This window comes from Pseudomonas sp. B22(2017) (assembly GCF_002113105.1).
In the GTDB taxonomy this organism is placed as follows: domain Bacteria; phylum Pseudomonadota; class Gammaproteobacteria; order Pseudomonadales; family Pseudomonadaceae; genus Aquipseudomonas; species Aquipseudomonas asiatica.
Window position 1 is genome coordinate 305,626 of sequence record NZ_NEJN01000003.1, and the last position, 20,678, is coordinate 326,303.

The following is a 20,678-nucleotide window of genomic DNA, read 5'->3' on the forward strand; positions in this document are numbered from 1 at the left end:
CGCGGCGGCGCCGTCAGTTGATATGCAAGCGTCGGCGCAGGTCGCGCAGGGCGAAGCTGATCCACGGCCAGAGCAAGGCACTGATCACCGCCGACCAGACCAGCGCCAGGGTGGGCAGACGGTTGCCGGTCAGCGCGCTGAGCCACAGCTGGATCAGCTGGGCAATGCCGAAGATCACCAGGATCACCAGGCTCTGCTGCCACATGGGGAACATGCGCAGGCGCTGCTGCAACGACAGCACCAGGAAGGTGATGAGGGTGAGGATCAGCGCGTTCTGCCCCAGCAGGGTGCCGTACAGCACATCCTCGGCCAGGCCCAGCACGAACGCGGTGGTCATGCCGACCTTGTTCGGGACGGCGAGGGTCCAGAACGACACCAGCAAGGCCAGCCACATGGGCCGGAACACTTCCATGAACTGCGGCATGGGCGAGACGCTGAGCAGCAGGCCGATGGCGAAAGTCAGCCAGATGACCCAGCCGTTGTTGCGGCGTGATGCAGCCATCATTGCCTCCGGGTGTGAGCGGGTGCGGCAGGCGCGGCAGCCGGCGTGGCAGGTGCCGCCGCCGGAGCTGCAGGCTGTGCAGCCGGGGCTGTCGGGGCCGCTGATGTGGCCGGCGCGGCAGGGGCGCTGCCAGCTGGTGCGCCCTGCTCACCCGTCGTGGCCGGCTGGCCTGCGGCCGAGGTGCCCTTGCGGTCAGCCTCTTCCTGCGCAATGGCGGCATCGGTGGCGCGCTGTTCCGGGCTGCGCCGGTCGCTGAACACCAGCAGCATGTAGCGGCTACGGTTGAGCGCGGCGGTGGGGATGGCACGAACGATGGCGAACGGCTGGCCGGAATCGTGGATCACTTCGTTGACCGTGGCCACCGGGTAGCCGGCCGGGAACCGTTGCCCCATGCCGGAACTGACCAGCAGGTCGCCTTCCTTGATGTCGGCGGTATCGGCCACATGGCGCAGTTCCAGGCGCTCCGGGTTGCCGGTGCCGCTGGCGATGGCGCGCAGGCCGTTGCGGTTGACCTGCACCGGGATGCTATGGGTGGTATCGGTCAGCAACAGTACGCGCGAGGTGTACGGCATCAGCTCGACCACCTGGCCCATGAGGCCACGGGCATCGAGCACCGGCTGGCCAAGGAACACGCCATCACGTTCGCCCTTGTTGATCAGGATGCGGTGGGTGAACGGGTTGGGATCGACACCGATCAGCTCTGCCACTTCGACCTTTTCGTTTACCAGCGCCGAAGAGTTGAGCAACTCGCGCAGGCGCACGTTCTGCTCGGTCAGGGCCGCCAGTTTCTGCAGGCGCCCCTGCAGCAGCAGGGCTTCGGTCTTGAGCTTTTCGTTTTCGGCGATCAGTTCGGTGCGGCTGCCGAACTGGCCGGCCACACCTTGCCACGCACGCTGCGGCAGGTCGGTGATCCAGTACGACTCCATGAGTACCAGGCCCATCTGGCTGCGCACTGGTTTGAGCACGTCGAAGCGCGCGTCGACAACCATCAACGCGACCGACATCACCACCAGGACGAGCAGGCGAACGCCCAGCGAAGGGCCCTTGGAGAAAAGCGGTTTAATGGGCCGTTCCTCGTGGACGACTCAGGAGGTCATTGGACATGGGACAACGCACCAGCCTGGTTGCGGGTTGACGGATACGGCGCCCCGAACGGGCGCCAGCCCAGCACATACAGGTAGCACTGTGCGTACTACCTGTAAACCGGGCGCTCGTGAACAGCGAGCGGAATCACTCGCTGGAGAGCAGGTCCATCGCGTGCTTGTCCATCATCTCCAGGGCGCGACCGCCGCCACGGGCGACACAGGTCAGCGGGTCTTCGGCGACGATCACCGGCAGGCCGGTTTCCTGGGCCAGCAGCTTGTCGAGGTCACGCAGCAGCGCGCCACCACCAGTCAGCACCAGGCCACGCTCGGCGATGTCCGAGGCCAGCTCGGGCGGCGATTGCTCCAGGGCACTCTTGACCGCCTGGACGATGGTCGCCAGGGATTCCTGCAGCGCTTCGAGCACTTCGTTGGAGTTCAGGGTGAAGGCACGCGGTACGCCCTCGGCCAGGTTGCGGCCGCGCACGTCGACTTCACGTACTTCGCCGCCCGGGTAGGCAGTACCGATTTCCTGCTTGATGCGCTCGGCGGTGGACTCGCCGATCAGGCTGCCGTAGTTGCGGCGCACGTAGGTGACGATGGCTTCGTCGAAGCGGTCGCCGCCAACGCGGACGGATTCGGCATAGACCACGCCGTTCAGGGAGATCAGCGCGATTTCAGTGGTACCACCACCGATATCGACGACCATCGAACCGCGGGCTTCTTCGACCGGCAGGCCGGCACCGATGGCGGCGGCCATCGGCTCTTCGATCAGGAACACTTCACGGGCACCGGCACCCAGCGCCGATTCGCGAATGGCGCGGCGCTCTACCTGGGTCGACTTGCACGGCACGCAGATCAGCACGCGCGGGCTCGGCTGCAGGAAGCTGTTCTCGTGAACCTTGTTGATAAAATATTGCAACATTTTTTCGCAGACGCTGAAGTCGGCGATGACGCCGTCCTTCATCGGACGAATGGCAGCAATGTTGCCAGGCGTACGGCCCAGCATGCGCTTGGCTTCGGTACCGACGGCGACGACGCTTTTCTGGTTGCCATGGGTACGGATGGCAACAACCGAGGGCTCATTCAGGACGATACCGCGCTCACGCACGTAAATAAGGGTGTTGGCAGTACCCAGGTCGATGGACAGATCGCTGGAAAACATGCCACGCAGTTTCTTGAACATGGGAAAGTGACCCTGGGGAAAGCGTGGGTAAAAAAGTGCGGCAAACTCTAACAATGGCAGGGATTTTGGGCAAGGAGCCAATATGTTAAATTGGCTGTTTTTCCGAGCACGCCAGCAGAATTTCGCGGCCGTTAGACCGCCAGAAAGCTGACATGTTCCTCACTGCGGACCCGAATTCCGGTCTTTGTTTCCCCTGGAGATCCCCATGGCGCTTGAACGCTGCGACGTGGAAAAGATCGCCCATCTGGCCCGTCTGGGCCTGAATGATGGCGAACTGCCACGCATTACTGACGCACTGAACAGCATTCTCGGGCTGGTCGACCAGATGCAAGCGGTCGACACTACTGGCATCGAGCCACTGGCCCACCCCCTGGAGGCCAGCCAGCGCCTGCGTCCCGACCAGGTCACCGAAAGCAACCAGCGCGACGCCTACCAGGCCATCGCGCCGTCGACCGAAAGCGGTCTGTACCTGGTTCCCAAAGTCATCGAGTAAGGGATAGTGCCTGCCATGCATCAATTGACCCTGGCCGAGATCGCCCGCGGACTCGCCGACAAGTCGTTTTCCTCCGAAGAGCTGACCGGCGCCCTGCTGGCGCGCATCAAGCAGCTCGACCCGCAGATCAACAGCTTCATCAGCGTCACCGAAGACCTGGCCCTGGGCCAGGCGCGTGCCGCCGACGCCCGTCGCGCCGCTGGCGAAACCGGCGCGCTGCTGGGTGCCCCGATCGCCCACAAGGACCTGTTCTGCACCAACGGCGTACGCACCAGCTGCGGCTCGAAGATGCTCGACAACTTCAAGGCGCCGTATGACGCCACCGTGGTTGCCAAGCTGGCCGAAGCCGGCATGGTCACCCTGGGCAAGACCAACATGGACGAATTCGCCATGGGTTCGGCCAACGAATCCAGCCACTACGGCGCGGTGAAGAACCCATGGAACCTTGAGCACGTCCCGGGCGGCTCGTCGGGCGGTTCGGCCGCGGCTGTGGCTGCACGCCTGCTGCCAGCCACCACCGGCACCGACACCGGCGGCTCCATCCGCCAACCGGCGGCACTGACCAACCTCACCGGCCTCAAGCCAACCTACGGCCGCGTGTCGCGCTGGGGCATGATCGCCTACGCCTCCAGCCTCGACCAGGGCGGCCCGCTGGCCCGTACCGCCGAAGACTGCGCCCTGTTGCTGCAAGGCATGGCCGGTTTCGACGCCAAGGACTCCACCAGCATCGAAGAGCCGGTGCCGGACTACAGCGCCAACCTGAATGCTTCGCTGCAAGGCCTGCGCATCGGCCTGCCGAAGGAGTACTTCGGTGCCGGCCTCGACCCACGCATCGCCGACCTGGTCCAGGCCAGCGTCAAGGAGCTGGAAAAGCTCGGCGCGGTGGTCAAGGAAATCAGCCTGCCGAACATGCAGCACGCCATCCCGGCCTACTACGTGATCGCCCCCGCTGAAGCCTCGTCCAACCTGTCGCGTTTCGATGGCGTGCGCTTCGGCTACCGCTGCGAGAACCCGAAAGACCTGACCGACCTGTACAAGCGTTCGCGTGGCGAAGGCTTCGGTGTCGAAGTGCAGCGCCGCATCATGGTCGGCACCTACGCCCTGTCGGCCGGCTACTACGATGCCTACTACGTGAAGGCTCAGCAGATCCGCCGCCTGATCAAGAACGACTTCATGGCCGCCTTCAACGACGTCGACCTGATCCTCGGCCCGACCACACCAAACCCGGCCTGGAAGCTCGGCGCCAAGAGCAGCGACCCGGTCGCCGCCTATCTGGAAGACGTCTACACCATCACCGCCAACCTGGCGGGCCTGCCGGGCCTGTCGATGCCGGCCGGCTTCGTCGATGGCCTGCCGGTTGGCGTGCAGCTGCTGGCGCCATACTTCCAGGAAGGCCGCCTGCTCAACGTCGCGCACCGCTACCAGCAAGTGACCGACTGGCACACCCGCGCCCCCAACGGCTTCTGAGGAATTCACACATGCAATGGGAAGTTGTGATCGGGCTGGAAATCCACACTCAGCTCGCCACCCAGTCGAAGATCTTCTCCGGCAGCGCCACCACCTTCGGTTCCGAGCCGAACACCCAGGCCAGCCTGGTTGACCTGGGCATGCCTGGCGTACTGCCGGTGCTGAACCAGGAAGCCGTGCGCATGGCGTGCATGTTCGGCCTGGCCATCGATGCCGAGATCGGCAAGCGCAACGTGTTCGCGCGCAAGAACTACTTCTACCCGGACCTGCCAAAGGGCTACCAGATCAGCCAGATGGACTTGCCGATCGTCGGCAAGGGCCACCTCGACATCGCCCTGGAAGACGGCACCATCAAGCGCATCGGGGTAACCCGCGCGCACCTGGAAGAAGATGCCGGCAAGAGCCTGCACGAAGACTTCAGCGGCTCCACCGGCATCGACCTGAACCGTGCCGGCACCCCGCTGCTGGAAATCGTCTCCGAGCCCGACATGCGCAGCGCCAAGGAAGCCGTGGCCTACGTCAAGGCAATCCACGCGCTGGTGCGTTACCTGGGCATCTGCGACGGCAACATGGCCGAAGGCTCGCTGCGTTGCGACTGCAACGTGTCGATCCGCCCGAAAGGCCAGGCCGAGTTCGGCACCCGCTGCGAGATCAAGAACGTCAACTCGTTCCGCTTCATCGAACGCGCGATCAACAGCGAGATCCAGCGCCAGATCGACCTGATCGAGGACGGCGGCAAGGTGGTACAGGAAACCCGTCTGTACGACCCGAACAAGGACGAGACCCGCTCCATGCGCAGCAAGGAGGAAGCCAACGACTACCGTTACTTCCCCGACCCGGACCTGCTGCCGGTGGTGATCGAGGACAGCTTCCTCGAGACCGTCCGCGCCGGCTTGCCGGAACTGCCGACGCAGAAGGTCGAGCGCTTCCAGAACCAGTACGGCCTGTCGGCCTACGACGCCAACGTGCTGGCTTCCAGCCGCGAGCAGGCGGACTACTTCGAGGAAGTGGTGAAGATCGGTGGCGATGCCAAGCTGGCTGCCAACTGGGTCATGGTCGAACTGGGTAGCCTGCTGAACAAGCTGGGCATCGAGATCGACCAGGCGCCGGTCAGCGCCGCACAGCTGGGCGGCATGCTGCTGCGTATTCGCGACAACACCATCAGCGGCAAGATCGCCAAGACTGTGTTCGAGGCCATGGCCGCCGGTGAAGGCGATGCCGACAGTATCATCGAAAGCAAGGGCCTGAAGCAGGTCACCGATACCGGTGCGATCGACAAGATGCTCGACGAGGTGCTGGCGGCAAACGCCGAGCAGGTCGAACAGTACCGCGCGGCCGACGAGGCCAAGCGTGGCAAGATGTTCGGCTTCTTTGTCGGCCAGGCGATGAAAGCCTCCAAGGGCAAGGCCAACCCGGGGCAAGTGAACCAATTGCTCAAGGCCAAGCTCGAAGGGTGATCTGAATATGCTGCGAGGGCTTTGCCCTCGTTCGCGGGCTTGCCCGCTCCCACAGATACTGCGCCGCTTTCACAGGCGGTGATATACCTGTGGGAGCGGGCAAGCCCGCGAATGGCTGCACTGGAGACCTCCTGACTTGCTAAAGCGATCCCTGAGCACCCTCGCCCTCTTCTCCCTGCTGGCCGGCTGCGCCAGCCAGGACATCGACCCCAACGGTTACGACAAGACCGGCACCGCCTCCTATTACGGCTCTCGCCACCATGGCAAACGCACCGCCAGCGGCGAACCGTTCAACCAGCACGGCCTCACCGCCGCCCACCGCAGCCTGCCTTTCGGCAGCCGGGTACGGGTGACCAACCTGGCCAACCAGCGCAGCGTCGTGGTGCGCATCAACGACCGTGGCCCACACACCCGCGGCCGCCTGATCGATCTTTCACGTGCCGCCGCAGAAAAAATCGGCATGATCCGTAGCGGAACCGCGCGCGTGCGAGTACAAGGGCTTAGCGACTGACGCGACAGGAGTCCGACCATTTTCGACCTGGCTACCCTTCCCACCTCCAGCCTCCTGCAACTGGGCATCGCCCTGCTGTTGCTGATCGGCGGCGCCGAACTGCTGGTACGCGCAGCCCTGCGCCTGGCCCAGCGCCTGCACGTACGCCCGCTGATCATCGGCCTGAGCCTGGTGGCCTTCGGCAGCACTGCCCCACAAATGACCGTGAGCCTGCAGGCCGCCTACCAGGGCGCGCCGGATGTGGCGGTGGGCAGCGTCATCGGCAGCAACATCTTCAACGTATTGGTCATTCTCGGCCTGGCCGCATTGATCATCCCGCTGCGCGTGTCGCGGCAACTGGTGCGCATGGACATTCCACTGATGATCGTCGCCAGCGGCCTGGTCTACGCGTTATCCGCCAACGGCCACTTGGGCCGGGTCGAAGGGGTGTTGCTGTTGATCGGCCTGGTCGGCTACCTGGCAATGCTCTGGCACCAGTCGCGCCACTACGCCCGCACCTACCCCGCACCGGCAACCGTCATCAGCAGTACCGGGCGCTTCTGGTCGGGCACGCTGCTGCAGGTGCTGGCCGGCCTGGGCCTGCTGAGCCTGGCGGGTCACTTGTTGCTGGAAGCCGCCGTGGAGGTGGCCACCGACCTGGGCCTGTCCGAGCGCATCATCGGCCTGACCGTCGTTGCCATTTGCACCTCCCTGCCGGAACTGGCCGCTGCACTGATCGCCGCCCTGCGCGGTGAACGGGAAATCGCCGTGGGCACAGTGATCGGCAGCAACCTGTTCAACCTGCTGGCCGTGCTGGGCCTGACCGCGCTGGTCACTCCCGAGCCGCTGTCGATCTCGCCCAACGCCTTGGCCTTCGATCTGCCGGTAATGCTGGGTGTTGCTGCGCTGAGCCTGCCGGTGTTCTATTCCGGCTACCGCATCACTCGCGCCGAAGGCCTGGTGTTCCTCTGCCTGTACCTGGCCTATGGGCTGCACGTGGCGGCGTTTACCATGGGCATGCCACTGGCCGGCCGCCTGGAGCGGTTGATGCTGTTCTACGTACTGCCGGTGCTCGCCATGGTGTTGCTGTACACCACCGCACGAGCCTGGCGCCGCCAACACTAAGGAAAACAACATGGCTGATAGCAAGAAAACCGGCGAACAGATTCGGCGCCAGGTGATGGGCGATGCATTCGTCGACCGCGCCCTGGGCAATGCCACCGACTTTACCCAGCCGCTGCAGGACTTCGTCAACGAACATGCCTGGGGCAGCGTGTGGGCCCGCGACGGGCTGCCGTTGAAAACCCGCAGCCTGATTACCCTGGCCACGCTCACGGCACTCAAGTGCCCGCAGGAGCTCAAGGGGCATGTGCGCGGGGCGTTGAACAATGGCTGTACGGTGGAGGAGATTCGCGAAGCGCTGCTGCATTGCGCGGTGTATGCGGGGGTGCCGGCGGCGATTGATGCGTTCCGTGCGGCACAGGAAGTGATCGACAGCTATCAAGGCTGACCCAGCCTTTTTCAGGCCCGGCCTCTTCGCGGGTAAACCCGCTCCCACAGGTACTGCACAGGTCTCAGAGCCTGTGGGATCCCTGTGGGGGCGGGTTTACCCGCGAAAAGGCTGGCACTGTGTTACCTACCTGGCCTGGCGAGCCTTCTTCATCTTGAAGGCCACCCACAGCACCAGGATCCACCCCGGAATCAGCATCACCGAGATGCGAATCGGCGGGGTCAGGTACATCACCACCAGGATCAGCACGATGAACGCCAGGCACAGGTAGTTGGTTACCGGGTGCCCCCAGCTTTTGTAGAACGGGGTAATCCCGGCCGCCAGCTTGGCCTTGCGGAACTTCAGGTGGGTGATGCTGATGCTCGCCCAGTTGATCACCAGCGCCGACACCGCCAGGGCCATCAGCAAACCAAAGGCTTCCCCCGGCATCAGGTAGTTGATCAGTACGCACAGCCCGGTGGCAAAAGCCGACACACCCAGCGCGGTCAGCGGCACTCCGCTACGGCTTACCTTCAGCAACTGACGCGGTGCATCGCCCTGGCTGGCCAGGCCGAACAGCATGCGGCTGTTGGCGTACACGCAGCTGTTGTACACCGACAGCGCCGCCGTCAGCACCACGATATTGAGGATGGTCGCCACCAGGTCACTGTCCAGTTCGTGGAAGATCATCACGAACGGGCTGCCACCCTGCACCACCTTCTGCCATGGGTACAGCGACAGCAGCACCGCCAAGGCACCGATATAGAAAATGAGGATACGGTACACCACCTGGTTGGTGGCCTTGGGGATGCTCTGACGCGGGTTGTCAGCCTCAGCGGCGGTGATGCCCACCAGCTCCAGGCCACCGAACGAGAACATGATCACTGCCAGTGCCATCACCAGGCCGGTGACGCCGTTGGGGAAGAAGCCGCCGTACTGCCAGAGGTTGGCCACGCTGGCGTCCGGGCCGCCATGGCCGCTGGTCAGCAGCCAGGCGCCGAAACCGATCATGCTGACGATGGCCACCACCTTGACCAGGGCGAACCAGAACTCCATCTCGCCGTAGACCTTAACCTGGGTGAGGTTGATCAGGTTGATCACCACGAAGAAGATCGCCGCCGTGGCCCAGGTGGGGAAGCCGGGCCACCAGTACTGCACGTAGATGCCCACCGCTGTAAGCTCGGCCATGCCGACCAGTACGTACACCACCCAGTAGTTCCAGCCCGAAACAAACCCGGCAAACTCGCTCCAGTACTGGTGGGCGAAGTGGCTGAAGCTGCCGGCCACGGGCTCTTCAACAACCATTTCACCGAGCTGGCGCATGATCAGGAAGGCCATCAGGCCGGCAATGGCGTAGCCCAGCAGGACGGAGGGGCCAGCCAGCTGGATGGTCTGGGCAATGCCCAGGAACAACCCGGTACCTATGGCCCCGCCCAGCGCGATCAGCTGGATATGGCGATTCTTCAGCCCGCGCTGTAACCGCTCGGGCGTGCTCTGGTCTTGCATGAAGTGTCCTTTAGCTCAGTGAGGCTGTGTTTTTGTGTTGTTTGCAGTCAAGGATCTAGATCCATCCGCCCCACTGCAAGATGAAAATACCAATGTTGGTGGTGATCGCCGCCATTAGCGTGGTAATCACGATGATCGATGCAGCCAGCTCATGGTTGCCGTTCGCCGCCCGCGCCATGACGTAGCTGGCAGCTGCAGTCGGGCTGCCGATGTACAGGAACAGGATGCCCAGCTCGGCGCCGCGGAAGCCGCATAGCCAGGCTCCAAGGGTACCCAGCAGCGGCAGCCAGACCATCTTCACCAGGCTGGCGTCGATGGCCAGCCTGCCACTGTCGCGCAGTGCCGCCATCGACAGCGTGCCACCGATGCAGATCAGCGCCAGCGGCAGGGTCATCTGCGCCAGGTAATCGCCCGAGGTCAGCAGCCAGTTGGGCAGCGGCACCTGGCCGTAGGCCATGGGCGTGGCCACCAGCACACTGATGATCAGCGGGTTGCTGAAGATGCTCTTGCAGATGCTCCACGGGTCGGATTTCAGGTCCGGGCTGTAAACCGCCAGCACCACCGCCGACAACGAGTTGTACATGAGGATGACCAGGCCGGCGAGTACCGCCCCCAGGGAGATGCCGTAGTCGCCGTAGAGACTGGCGGCCAGGGCCAGGCCGATCACGCCGTTGTTCCCACGGAATGCGCCCTGGGTATAGATGCCCCGGTCGGCCAGCGGGCTGCGCCAGATGGCCATGCCCCAGGCAATGGCGAAGCCGGCCAGGGTGGCGACGATGAAATAGAGAAGGACGCCGGGTTTGACCGCCGTGGCCAGGTCGGCGTGATAGATGCCGAGGAACAGCAACGCCGGCATGCACACGTTGAACACCAGTTGCGAGGCTACGCGGTTGAAATTGTCGTCGATCAGGCGGATACGCTTGAGCAGCACGCCCATGAACAGCATGGCGAAGACCGGGGCCGTGATGTTCAACGTCTGGATAAGAAGGGCAAGCATGCGCAAGCGATCCTGGAAGGGTTGCCGTTAGGGGGCTAATGATACGCCAACGGCCGGGACTTGCGGGGATCGCGGGGTGATAAAGAGAAGTTTCTGGCAGTTACGGCCCTTTCGCGGGTAAACCCGCTCCTACAGGTACTGCACAGGTCTGGAGGCTTGTGAACACCTGTAGGAGCGGGTTTACCCGCGAAGAGGCCGGCACTGCCAGTACTGAATCAGCGCCGAACCGGGCGCTTCTGCAGTTTGCGCTGCAAGGTCCGCCGGTGCATGCCCAGCGCCCGCGCGGTGGCCGAGATATTGCCCTCGTGCTCGTTCAGTACGCGCTGGATATGCTCCCACTGCAGGCGGTCGACCGACATCGGGTTTTCCGGCACCAGGCTGTCCAGGTCGGTGTGCTCTGACAGCAACGCAGCCAGCACATCATCGGCATCGGCCGGCTTGCACAGGTAGTTGCAGGCACCACGCTTGACCGCTTCCACCGCAGTGGCAATGCTCGAGTAACCGGTCAGGATCACCACGCGCATTTCCGGGTCCAGCTCCAGCAGCTTGGGCAGCAGCACCAGGCCGGAGTCGCCTTCCATCTTCAGGTCCAGTGTGGCGTAGTCCGGCAGGTCCTGCTGGGCAAGGATCAACCCTTCTTCGGCAGAGCTGGCGGTACTGACGCGGAAACCGCGGCGGCTCATGGCCCGGGCCATGACCCGGGTGAAGGTGGCATCGTCATCCACCAGCAGCAGGTGCGGCAGCTCTTCGCCTTCGACCTGGTTTTCTTCGCTCATCATTCATCTCCTCGCTTGCCATAGGGCAGGCGCAGTTCGGTCAGGGTGCCACCCTGTTCATGACTATAGAGTTTCACCGAACCGCCCGCACGGGTCACGCTGGCCTTGCTCAAGAACAGGCCCAGGCCGAAGCCTTTGCCCTTGGTGGTAATGAAGGGTTTGCCGATGGCCTCGGCGATTGCCGGCGGTACGCCGGGGCCGTGGTCACGGATGCTGATGACGATGTCATGGGTGTCCCAGTCCAGGCGCACTTCAAGGTCATCGGGGCAGGCATCGGCGGCATTGTTCAACAGGTTCAACAACGCCTGGGTCAGGTCCGGCGGCGGGGTCAGGCGCGGCACCTGGCCGTCGCGCAAGCGCTGGAAGCGGTAGCTGGCTTCCGGGCGCATCAGGTGCCAACGGTTGAGCGCCTCGTCCAGCCATGCCGTGACATCCTGCTCCACCACGGCCAGGCGGCGGTTGGCTTCGGCAGCGCGTACCAGCTGTTGCAGGGTTTCCTTACACAGCTTCACCTGGTCCTGAAGGATCTGCAGGTCTTCCTGCAGCAACGGGTCGGCGTGGTCCTGGCGCATTTCGTTCAGCAGCACGCTCATGGTCGCCAACGGTGTGCCCAGCTCATGGGCGGCACCGGCGGCCTGGGTGGCCACGGCCAGCAGCTGCTCGTCGCGCAGGCTTTCTTCACGCCGCTCGGAACGCAGTTGCTCCTGGCGGCGCAGCTCTTCGGCCATGCGTGCGGCAAAGAAGGTGATCACCGCCGCGGCCAGGGCAATACTCAGCCACATGCCATACACCTGCATCTTGTCCCGCGCCATCGGCAGGCCTTCGAGCGGGTAGAACTGCACCAGCAGCAGGCTGTAGGCGGTCAGGGCAATGCCGGACAGGATCAGCGAATACAGCCACGGCAAGGTAACTGCGGCAATCGCCAGCGGCACCAGGTAATACGAAACGAACGGGTTGGTCGAGCCGCCGGAGTAGTACAGCAAGGCACTGTGGATCAGCAGGTCGCAGGCCAGTTGCAGGGCATATTCCAGCTCGGTGACAGGCAACGACAGGCGCAGGCGCAGGGCCGTGAAGGCACACAGCAGCGAAGACAAGGCCAAGGTGCCGGCCAGCGACAGCCAGGGCAAAGGCAGCAGTTCGGTCCAGTAGGCGACGCCCACGGAGCCGGCCTGGGCAGCCAGGACCAGGACCCGAATGACGGTCAGGCGCCAGAGGTTCTGGCGGGTAGCAGACAGCGGTTGTACGGCGGCGAGCATGAGCTCTCCTGATGAGTGCTCCAGAAAAATCGGCTGGAGTATACCGAAGCCAGGCGCCTCGCTGCAGCGATGCGGCAAAGCGCCACACTTTGTCACAGGTTCATGATGGCACTTTTGAACCCACTACACTGTTGCCGGTCTGATGGGCCATGCGTGGAATGGATGGCCACAACCCACGCCTTATATTGCCAAGGAGTATCACATGCAAATCCCACGTCGCGGCACCGCCCTGATCCTGTCCTGCGGCCTGCTCGCCAGCCTGCCGGCGCTGGCTGCCGATGAGCCGCGCTACAATCAGGTCTCGCTGCGTGCCGAGGTCAGCAAGGAAGTGGCGCGCGACCTGATGGTCGTTACCCTGTACAGCGAAGCGCAGAACACCGACCCGGGCAAGCTCGCCAAGCAGATCACCGAAACCATGAACAAGGCCGTACAGCAGTCGCGCCAGGTCAAGGACGTGAAGATCAGCCAGGGTAGCCGCAACAGCTACCCGGTATATGACAGCAAGGGCCAGAAGATCACCGGCTGGCGCGAGCGCGCCGAGTTGCGCCTGGAAAGCGCCAACTTCCCTGCCCTGTCGCAGCTGACCGCCGACTTGCTGCAAGAGCTGAAGATGGGGGGCATGGACTTCTCCATCGCCCCGGCCACGCGCAAGGCCAGCGAGGATGCACTGCTCAAGGATGCGGTGGATGCCTTCAAGGCACGCGCGCAACTGGCTACCGAGGCACTGGGTGGCAAGGGCTACAAGGTGGTCAGCCTGAACCTCAACAGCAGCGGTTACCCGCGCCCTTACCTGCGCAGTGCGCCGATGGCGATGAAGGCAATGGGGGCTGATGAGTCGGCACCGGCGCCGGATATCGAGGCCGGGACCAGTGAAGTGAGCATGAATGCCGATGGCCTGATCGAAGTGCAGATGCCTTGAGTTCGCCGGGGGCGCATTGCGCCCCTATCGCCGGCAAGCCAGCTCCCACAGATACACCACAGGTTTCAGCCCTTGTGTTGTACCTGTGGGAGCTGGCTTGCCGGCGATGAGGTCAGTCGAAAAAGCGCAGATTCAGACATTTCCTACGCACCAATAAGGTGCTTCCTACGCCAACCCCGCCTCGAAATATCCCGCAAAAAGCCATCATTTTGCCTACGCAAACGTTTAACTTCTTCGAAAGTTATATCAATGCGACATCCATGTACGCTCGTACCACTTTTCTGGCGCCAACTATCCCTCCGCATATTGCATTGGGAACACCCCCTGCATAAGTATCCGCAGGTCGGCTCACGAGGCCACCTCAATCGAAAAATGACAACAATGAGGCCACCATGCTCAAACACGCAGTCATTCCGTTCCTGCTAGGCGCAGGCTTGCTCTCCGGCGCACCGTCGGCCCTCGCAGCGTCCAACCTGGTGTTCTGCTCCGAAGGCAGCCCGGCCGGCTTCGACCCGGGCCAATACACCACAGGGACTGACTTTGACGCCTCGGCCGAGACCGTGTTCAACCGCTTGACCCAGTTCGAACGTGGCGGCACGGCAGTCATCCCGGGGCTGGCGACCAAGTGGGAAGTCTCCGACGACGGAAAGACCTACACCTTCCACCTGCGCGAAGGGGTCAAGTTCCACACCACCGACTACTTCAAGCCCACCCGCAACTTCAACGCCGACGACGTGCTGTTCACCTTCAACCGCATGCTCGACAAGGACCACCCGTTCCGCAAGGCCTACCCCACCGAGTTCCCATACTTCACCGACATGGGCATGGACAAGAACATCGCCAAGCTGGAGAAGCTCGACGAACATACCGTCAGGTTCACCCTCAACGAAGTCGACGCCGCATTCATTCAGAACCTGGCCATGAGCTTCGCCTCGATCCAGTCCGCCGAATACGCCGACCAGTTGCTCAAGGACGGCAAGGCCGCCGACATCAACCAGAAGCCGATCGGCACTGGCCCGTTCGTGTTCAGCAAGTACCAGAAGGACGCGCAGATCCGCTTCAAGGGCAACAAGGACTACTGGCAACCTGATGACGTGAAGATCGACAACCTGATCTTCGCCATCACCACCGACGCCTCTGTGCGCATGCAGAAGCTGAAGAAGAACGAGTGCCAGGTCACCCTGTTCCCGCGCCCTGCCGACATCCAGCCGCTGAAACAGGACCCCAAGCTGCAGATGCCGCAGCAAGCCGGTTTCAACCTCGGCTACATCGCCTACAACGTGATGGACAAGGTCAAGGGCAGCAACGAGCCCAACCCGCTGGCCCAGCTGAAAGTCCGCGAGGCGCTGGACATGGCCGTGGACAAGAAAAAGATCATCGAGTCGGTCTACCAGGGCGCCGGCCAACTGGCGGTCAACGCCATGCCCCCGACCCAGTGGTCCTATGACGACAGCATCAAGGACGCGCCATTCGACCCTGAAAAAGCCAAGCAACTGCTCAAGGAAGCCGGCATCAAGGAAGGCACCGAAATCACCCTGTGGGCGATGCCTGTGCAACGCCCGTACAACCCCAATGCCAAGCTGATGGCCGAGATGCTGCAATCCGACTGGGCCAAGGTCGGCATCAAGGCCAAGATCGTCAGCTATGAATGGGGCGAGTACATCAAGCGCTCCAAAGGCGGCGAACAGGGCGCCATGCTGATCGGCTGGAGCGGTGACAACGGTGACCCGGACAACTGGCTGGGCACCCTGTACGGTTGCGACGCCATGAACGGCAACAACTTCTCCAAATGGTGCTACAAGCCCTACGACGACCTGATCAAGCAGGCCAAGGCCACTTCCGACCAGGCCAAGCGCACCGAGTTGTATCAGCAGGCACAGCACATCCTCAAGGAGCAGGTGCCGATCACCCCGATCGCCCACTCCACCGTGTACCAGCCCATGAGCGCCAAGGTGAAGGACTTCAAGATCAGCCCGTTCGCGCTGAACTCCTTCTACGGCGTCAGCGTGGACAAATAGGCTAGCCAAGGCACCCGCCGAGCGGCGGGTGCCCCGCCATCCTCATACCCGTTCATGTCGTCCCGCTGCCATCCGCAGCGGGGTCGGCGACCTGTTGCCGCCATTCGTACCCCGAGGCGGCGCAAACAGACGTAAAAGGACTTGCCATGCGCCATACCACCCGAGTTTCCGCCCTGCTGGCCCTGGGCCTGATCAGCCAATCGCCGGCCCTGCTGGCCAACAACCTGGTGTTCTGTTCCGAAGGCAGCCCCGCCGGCTTCGACACCGCCCAGTACACCAGCGCCACCGACAACGACGCCGCCGAACCGATCTACAACCGCCTGGTCGAGTTCGAACGCGGCGGCACTGCCGTGCACCCTGCCCTGGCGACCCGCTGGGAGGTGTCCAAAGATGGCCTGCGCTACACCTTTCACCTGCGCGAAGGGGTGAAGTTCCACAGCAACAAGGCCTTTGCACCGAGCCGCGACTTCAACGCCGACGACGTGCTGTTCACCTTCAACCGCATGCTCGACAAGAACCACCCGTTCCGCCAGGCCTACCCGACCGAGTTCCCCTATTTCATCAGCATGGGCCTGGACAAGAACATCGCCCGTGTCGAAAAGACCGGTCCACTGACCGTGGTGTTCACCCTGAACAAGGTCGATGCCGCGTTCATCCAGAACCTGGCCATGAGCTTCGCCTCGATCCTCTCTGCCGAATACGCCGAACAGTTGATGACCAGCGGGCGCCCCAGCGACATCAACCAGCAACCGATCGGCACCGGGCCGTTCGTGTTCCAGCGTTATCAGAAGGATTCGCAGATCCGCTACAAGGGCAACAAGGCCTATTGGTCACCGCAGGACGTGAAGATCGACAACCTGGTGTTCTCGATCAACATCGACCCTTCGGTGCGCATCCAGAAGCTGCGCCGCAACGAATGCCAGGTCACCCTGAACCCGCGCCCCGCAGACCTCCCGGCGCTCAAGGCCGACAGCAAACTGCAGGTGCTGCAACAGCCTGGCTTCAACCTCGGCTATATCGCCTACAACACTCAACACCCACCGTTCGACCGGTTGGAAGTGCGCCAGGCAATGGATATGGCAGTGAACAAGCAGGCGATCATCCAGGCTGTGTATCAGGATTCCGGCCAGCTGGCAGTCAACGCCATGCCGCCAACCCAGTGGTCCTATGACGACAGCATCAAGGACGCCCCCTTCGATCCGGAAAAGGCCAAACAGCTACTGCAGCAGGCCGGAGTCAAGCCGGGCACCGAGATCACCCTGTGGGCCATGCCGGTGCAGCGCCCGTACAACCCAAACGCCAAGCTGATGGCGGAAATGCTCCAGGCCGACTGGAGCAAGCTCGGCTTCAAGGTGCGCATTGTCAGCTATGAATGGGGCGAGTACCTCAAGCGCATGAAAAGCGGCGAGCACGATATCGCCCTGATCGGCTGGACCGGGGACAACGGCGACCCGGACAACTGGCTGGGCACCCTCTACAACTGCGATGCCATCGGCAGCAACAACTACTCGCTGTGGTGCGATCCGCAGTACGACAGCCTGGTCAAGCAGGCCAAGCAGGTCACCGACCGCGCGCAGCGCACCGCCCTGTACCAGCAGGCCCAGCAGCGGCTCAAGCAGCAGGTGCCGATTACCCCGGTGGCACATTCAACGGTCAACCAACCGCTGAGCATCAAGGTTTCCGAATTCAAGGTCAGCCCTTTCGGGCGCAACGATTTTTCCGGTGTGAGTGTTGATTGAGCATTAGCCGGTACCGGCCTCTTCGCGGGTACCCGCTCCCACAGGGTTGTCCTCAGGTTCACGAAACCTGTGGGAGCGGGCGCGCCCGCGAAGAGGCCGGCACAGCCAACACAACGCCCCGATTCTGCCCGGTGACCCCGGGCAACCCTGGCAACACCGCAGCAAGAAGCCCGGCCCACAAGGCCAGGCAATAACTAGAAGAACAGAAAGGGAGCTTTAACCTTGAGACTATTCACCTTGACCGCACTGGCTTTATCCATCAGTGCCTTATCCACCGTGACCCAGGCAGACCCGCAAAGCCAGGAATACGTGCCCATCACCCTCAAAGGCAGCAGCGAGCAGGAGCAGGCCAGCGGCTTCGTCGACGGCCAGAGCCTGTCCGGCAGCACCCGCAACTGGTATGCCCGCGAGCGCGCCGCACGCGCCCCGCTGTGGAAGTACTACAAGAGCGACGGCACCCGCCACGACACCCACAGCCGCGAGAACTGGGTGCAGGGCACCATCCTCAACTACAGTTCCGGTTTCACCCAGGGCACCGTCGGCTTCGCCGTCGAAGCCGCCGGTTACAATGCCATCGCCCTGCTGCAGAACCGCGAGGACGTCGCCGGCCCCAACAACCGCACCCTGACCCACAGCGACGGCGACCCGGTCGGCCAGTGGAGCAAGATGGGCCTGGCCAACGTCAAGGCGCGGGTGTCCAACACCACCCTCACCGTCGGCCGCCAATCGGTGGACACGCCGATGATCGCCTACATCGGCAACCGCGCCCTGCCCTCGAGCTTCCAGGGCGCGTTCCTGCACAGTGCCGAATTCGACAACCTGAGCTTCGACCTGGGCACCTTCGACCGCGTCTCGCCACGTACCGAACAGAGCCTCAGCAAGTTCCGCACCGAGTACAGCGCCACTGGCGTGGAGACCGACCGCGCCAGCACCGCCGGCATCAACTACCAGCCGTTCAAGAGCCTGAGCACCAGCCTGTACGCCACCAAGGTCGACGACTTCTGGAACCAGTACTACTTCGGCGCCAACCATGTGCTCGGTGATAGTGCAGTGCTAAGCCTGAGCACCGGCCTGAACTACTACAAGACCGTCGACGCCGGCAGCAAGAAGATGGGCGATATCGACAACGACACCTACAGCCTGTCGTTCGGCCTGACCCATCAGGCCCACACCCTCAGCGCCTCCTGGCAGCAGGTCAACGGCAACGAGTACTTCGACTACCTGCACGAAACCAACGGCATCTACCTGGCCAACTCGCTGCTGTCGGACTTCAACGGCCCCAACGAGAAATCGCTGCAGATTTCCTACGTGCTGAACATGGCGCCGTACGGCGTGCCGGGCCTGAAGTTCAACCTGTACAACGCCCGCGGCTGGGGCATCGATGGTACCCATTACCGCGGTACCGCCTACGACGTGAACGGCCTGGATGGCGAAACCCACTACGAGTGGGGCTTCGGCACCAGCTACGCGGTACAGAGCGGGCCATTGAAAGACACCAGCATCCGTGCCACCTACACCGCGCACCGCGCCAGCAAGGCCCAGGGCGATGGCAGCCTGGATGAGTTCCGGGTGGTTACCACCATTCCATTCAACATTCTCTGACCGCCGGCGCCACGGCCTGCTTCGCTGCGGGCCGTGGCGGCTACGCTGGAATCAATGCAAGCAGGGAGTTTCAACCCATGCAGAGAGCTTTCATGAAATCGCGGCCACTGCGCCTGGCCCTGGCCGCACTGCTTCTGGGCGGTACCACGCAACTGGCGGCCAAACCATTGGTGGTGTGCACCGAAGCCAGCCCGGAAGGGTTCGACATCGTCCAGTACACCACTGCGGTCACCGCCGATGCCTCGGCCGAGACGGTGTTCAATCGCCTGGTCGACTTCAAGCCCGGTACCACCGAAGTCCAGCCGGCCCTGGCCGAGCGTTGGGCCATTTCAGCCGATGGCCTGACCTACACCTTCCATCTGCGCCAGGGCGTGAAGTTCCACACTACCGACTACTTCAAGCCCACCCGCGACTTCAACGCCGATGACGTCCTGTGGAGCCTCAATCGCCAGCTCGATCCGAACCATCCGTGGCATGACAAGACCAGCGTCGGATACCCGTACTTCGAGAGCATGGGCTTCAAGGACCTGCTCAAGTCGGTCAGCAAGGCCGACGAGCACACCGTGGTGATTACCCTTACCCGACCGGAAGCGCCGTTCCTGCGCGACATGGCCATGGGCTTCACCTCGATCTACTCCGCCGAATACGGCGACCAGTTGCTCAAGGCTGGCAAGGCTGCCGAGTTGAACAGCAAGCCGATCGGCACCGGCCCGTTCATCTTCCAGCGTTACAACAAGGATGCCCAGGTTCGCTTCAAGCCCAACCCGGACTATTTCCGCGGCAAACCACCGGCCGATGCGCTGGTCTTCGCCATCGCTACCGACAGCAATGTGCGCCTGCAGAAACTGCGCGCCAACGAGTGCCAGGTAGCGCTCTATCCCAAGCCCGATGACGTGCCGTCGATCAAGCAGGACCCGAAACTCAAGGTCGAGGAGATCGAGGCCTTGGTCACCGGTTACATCTCGATGAACACCGAACACAAATACCTGAGCGACGTTCGCGTGCGCAAAGCCATCAACATGGCCTTCGACCGCCAGACCCATGTCGACCAGTTGTTCGGCAAAGGCAACGCATTGGTCGGCGTGAACCCGTACCCGCCGACCATGATCGGCTACAACAACGAGAACAGAAACCCACCCCGCGACCTGGCCAAGGCGCGCGATCTGCTCAAGCAGGCGGGCGTGCCCGAAGGTACGGTAATCACCCTGTTCACGCGCAACGGCGGCGGCCCGACCAACCCCAACCCGCGCTTGTCTGCCGAGATGCTGCAGGCTGACCTCAAGCAGATCGGACTGAAGCTGGACATCCGCGTGATGGAGTGGGCCGAAATGCTGCGCCGGGCCAAGAAGGGCGAGGCCGACCTGGTGTCCACCGGCTGGGCCGGCGACAACGGCGACCCGGACAATTTCCTCAGCCCGCTGCTCAGTTGCGATGCCGCCAAAAGCGGCGAGAACTATGCACGCTGGTGCAACCCCAAGTTCCAGGAGCTGATCAGCCGCGCCCGCGAAGTGATCGACAACGACGAGCGTGCAAGGCTCTATAACGAGGCATTGAAAGTGTACGATGACGAACAACCCTGGATCAGCATGGCCCATCCGAAGATGTTCACCGCCATGCGTGACAACGTGGAGGGCTACGTGATCAACCCTCTGACCAACAACAACTTCGCCACAACCAAGGTGAAGTAGAACAACAACGA

18 protein-coding genes are annotated in these 20,678 nt (G+C 62.9%); 11 read left to right on the forward strand and 7 right to left on the reverse strand.

Translation table 11 applies throughout. From position 1 onward, the window contains the following. Window positions 1-13: 13 nt before the first annotated feature. The 3 genes from mreD to mreB form a co-directional block, all read right to left on the reverse strand. Window positions 14-502: a rod shape-determining protein MreD gene (gene mreD, locus CAG18_RS08985; RefSeq protein WP_015269051.1), complete on the reverse strand. Its 489-nt coding sequence runs from the start codon at window positions 500-502 to the stop codon at window positions 14-16. Beyond that, window positions 502-1,506 carry a rod shape-determining protein MreC gene (mreC, locus tag CAG18_RS08990; protein WP_371807311.1) on the reverse strand — a complete coding sequence of 335 codons (1,005 nt, stop codon included), beginning with the start codon at window positions 1,504-1,506 and terminating at the stop codon, window positions 502-504. The genes mreD and mreC overlap by 1 nt, the downstream gene beginning before the upstream one ends. Before the next feature lie 226 nt (window positions 1,507-1,732). Next, the gene (gene mreB, locus CAG18_RS08995) at window positions 1,733-2,770 is read right to left on the reverse strand and encodes a rod shape-determining protein MreB (protein WP_003255163.1); all 1,038 of its coding nucleotides are present in this window, start codon (window positions 2,768-2,770) and stop codon (window positions 1,733-1,735) included. A gap of 205 nt (window positions 2,771-2,975) precedes the next feature. Between mreB and gatC the strand changes: the two genes are divergently transcribed. The 6 genes from gatC (at window position 2,976) to CAG18_RS09025 (ending at window position 8,187) form a co-directional block, all read left to right on the forward strand. Further along, complete coding sequence (gatC, locus tag CAG18_RS09000) at window positions 2,976-3,263, forward strand: Asp-tRNA(Asn)/Glu-tRNA(Gln) amidotransferase subunit GatC (protein ID WP_003255165.1); 288 nt, start codon at window positions 2,976-2,978, stop codon at window positions 3,261-3,263. Between the two features lie 15 nt (window positions 3,264-3,278). After that, window positions 3,279-4,730 (forward strand): Asp-tRNA(Asn)/Glu-tRNA(Gln) amidotransferase subunit GatA, encoded by a 1,452-nt coding sequence (gene gatA, locus CAG18_RS09005; RefSeq protein ID WP_024086328.1) that lies wholly within the window; start codon window positions 3,279-3,281, stop codon window positions 4,728-4,730. Between the two features lie 11 nt (window positions 4,731-4,741). After that, on the forward strand, window positions 4,742-6,187 hold the full coding sequence (gene gatB, locus CAG18_RS09010) for an Asp-tRNA(Asn)/Glu-tRNA(Gln) amidotransferase subunit GatB (RefSeq protein ID WP_013971062.1): 1,446 nt from the start codon (window positions 4,742-4,744) through the stop codon (window positions 6,185-6,187). Between the two features lie 136 nt (window positions 6,188-6,323). Further along, window positions 6,324-6,698 (forward strand): septal ring lytic transglycosylase RlpA family protein, encoded by a 375-nt coding sequence (locus CAG18_RS09015; protein ID WP_015269048.1) that lies wholly within the window; start codon window positions 6,324-6,326, stop codon window positions 6,696-6,698. Window positions 6,699-6,758: 60 nt separating this feature from the next. Continuing rightward, on the forward strand, window positions 6,759-7,802 hold the full coding sequence (locus CAG18_RS09020) for a calcium/sodium antiporter (RefSeq protein WP_085720765.1): 1,044 nt from the start codon (window positions 6,759-6,761) through the stop codon (window positions 7,800-7,802). Between the two features lie 10 nt (window positions 7,803-7,812). Continuing rightward, the gene (locus tag CAG18_RS09025; RefSeq protein ID WP_013971059.1) at window positions 7,813-8,187 is read left to right on the forward strand and encodes a carboxymuconolactone decarboxylase family protein; all 375 of its coding nucleotides are present in this window, start codon (window positions 7,813-7,815) and stop codon (window positions 8,185-8,187) included. Between the two features lie 126 nt (window positions 8,188-8,313). Here CAG18_RS09025 and CAG18_RS09030 read toward each other — a convergent pair whose 3' ends face one another. The 4 genes from CAG18_RS09030 to CAG18_RS09045 all read right to left on the reverse strand — a co-directional run bounded on the left by CAG18_RS09030 (window position 8,314) and on the right by CAG18_RS09045 (window position 12,701). Next, on the reverse strand, window positions 8,314-9,672 hold the full coding sequence (locus CAG18_RS09030; protein WP_013971058.1) for an amino acid permease: 1,359 nt from the start codon (window positions 9,670-9,672) through the stop codon (window positions 8,314-8,316). A 55-nt stretch (window positions 9,673-9,727) separates the two neighbouring features. Further along, entirely contained in the window at window positions 9,728-10,669 is a 942-nt protein-coding gene (locus CAG18_RS09035; RefSeq protein WP_015269046.1) for an AEC family transporter, read from the reverse strand. 215 nt (window positions 10,670-10,884) lie between these two features. Further along, entirely contained in the window at window positions 10,885-11,445 is a 561-nt protein-coding gene (locus CAG18_RS09040; RefSeq protein ID WP_015269045.1) for a response regulator transcription factor, read from the reverse strand. Then, on the reverse strand, window positions 11,445-12,701 hold the full coding sequence (locus tag CAG18_RS09045; RefSeq protein ID WP_003257889.1) for an ATP-binding protein: 1,257 nt from the start codon (window positions 12,699-12,701) through the stop codon (window positions 11,445-11,447). Before CAG18_RS09045 ends, CAG18_RS09040 begins: the two co-directional genes overlap by 1 nt. A 202-nt stretch (window positions 12,702-12,903) precedes the next feature. Here CAG18_RS09045 and CAG18_RS09050 point away from each other — a divergent pair, with 202 nt between their 5' ends. The 5 genes from CAG18_RS09050 (at window position 12,904) to CAG18_RS09070 (ending at window position 20,667) form a co-directional block, all read left to right on the forward strand. Beyond that, window positions 12,904-13,620: an SIMPL domain-containing protein gene (locus CAG18_RS09050; protein WP_015269044.1), complete on the forward strand. Its 717-nt coding sequence runs from the start codon at window positions 12,904-12,906 to the stop codon at window positions 13,618-13,620. A gap of 392 nt (window positions 13,621-14,012) precedes the next feature. Next, window positions 14,013-15,638 carry an ABC transporter substrate-binding protein gene (locus tag CAG18_RS09055; RefSeq protein WP_013971054.1) on the forward strand — a complete coding sequence of 542 codons (1,626 nt, stop codon included), beginning with the start codon at window positions 14,013-14,015 and terminating at the stop codon, window positions 15,636-15,638. 146 nt (window positions 15,639-15,784) lie between these two features. Then, window positions 15,785-17,377 carry an ABC transporter substrate-binding protein gene (locus tag CAG18_RS09060; RefSeq protein ID WP_085720766.1) on the forward strand — a complete coding sequence of 531 codons (1,593 nt, stop codon included), beginning with the start codon at window positions 15,785-15,787 and terminating at the stop codon, window positions 17,375-17,377. Window positions 17,378-17,599: 222 nt separating this feature from the next. Then, the gene (locus CAG18_RS09065) at window positions 17,600-18,979 is read left to right on the forward strand and encodes an OprD family porin (protein WP_041506249.1); all 1,380 of its coding nucleotides are present in this window, start codon (window positions 17,600-17,602) and stop codon (window positions 18,977-18,979) included. Between the two features lie 77 nt (window positions 18,980-19,056). Next, window positions 19,057-20,667, forward strand: coding sequence for an ABC transporter substrate-binding protein (locus CAG18_RS09070; protein WP_178075701.1), 1,611 nt, complete (start codon window positions 19,057-19,059; stop codon window positions 20,665-20,667). Window positions 20,668-20,678: the final 11 nt, after the last annotated feature.

Bases quoted from the DNA above. Each gene is read 5' to 3' on its own strand.
- mreD (WP_015269051.1), bottom strand. From the start codon at position 502: ATGGCTGCATCACGCCGCAACAACGGCTGGGTCATCTGGCTGACTTTC.
- mreC (WP_371807311.1), bottom strand. From the start codon at position 1,506: ATGTCGGTCGCGTTGATGGTTGTCGACGCGCGCTTCGACGTGCTCAAA.
- mreB (WP_003255163.1), bottom strand. From the start codon at position 2,770: ATGTTCAAGAAACTGCGTGGCATGTTTTCCAGCGATCTGTCCATCGAC.
- gatC (WP_003255165.1), top strand. From the start codon at position 2,976: ATGGCGCTTGAACGCTGCGACGTGGAAAAGATCGCCCATCTGGCCCGT.
- gatA (WP_024086328.1), top strand. From the start codon at position 3,279: ATGCATCAATTGACCCTGGCCGAGATCGCCCGCGGACTCGCCGACAAG.
- gatB (WP_013971062.1), top strand. From the start codon at position 4,742: ATGCAATGGGAAGTTGTGATCGGGCTGGAAATCCACACTCAGCTCGCC.
- CAG18_RS09025 (WP_013971059.1), top strand. From the start codon at position 7,813: ATGGCTGATAGCAAGAAAACCGGCGAACAGATTCGGCGCCAGGTGATG.
- CAG18_RS09030 (WP_013971058.1), bottom strand. From the start codon at position 9,672: ATGCAAGACCAGAGCACGCCCGAGCGGTTACAGCGCGGGCTGAAGAAT.
- CAG18_RS09035 (WP_015269046.1), bottom strand. From the start codon at position 10,669: ATGCTTGCCCTTCTTATCCAGACGTTGAACATCACGGCCCCGGTCTTC.
- CAG18_RS09040 (WP_015269045.1), bottom strand. From the start codon at position 11,445: ATGAGCGAAGAAAACCAGGTCGAAGGCGAAGAGCTGCCGCACCTGCTG.
- CAG18_RS09045 (WP_003257889.1), bottom strand. From the start codon at position 12,701: ATGCTCGCCGCCGTACAACCGCTGTCTGCTACCCGCCAGAACCTCTGG.
- CAG18_RS09050 (WP_015269044.1), top strand. From the start codon at position 12,904: ATGCAAATCCCACGTCGCGGCACCGCCCTGATCCTGTCCTGCGGCCTG.
- CAG18_RS09055 (WP_013971054.1), top strand. From the start codon at position 14,013: ATGCTCAAACACGCAGTCATTCCGTTCCTGCTAGGCGCAGGCTTGCTC.
- CAG18_RS09060 (WP_085720766.1), top strand. From the start codon at position 15,785: ATGCGCCATACCACCCGAGTTTCCGCCCTGCTGGCCCTGGGCCTGATC.
- CAG18_RS09070 (WP_178075701.1), top strand. From the start codon at position 19,057: ATGCAGAGAGCTTTCATGAAATCGCGGCCACTGCGCCTGGCCCTGGCC.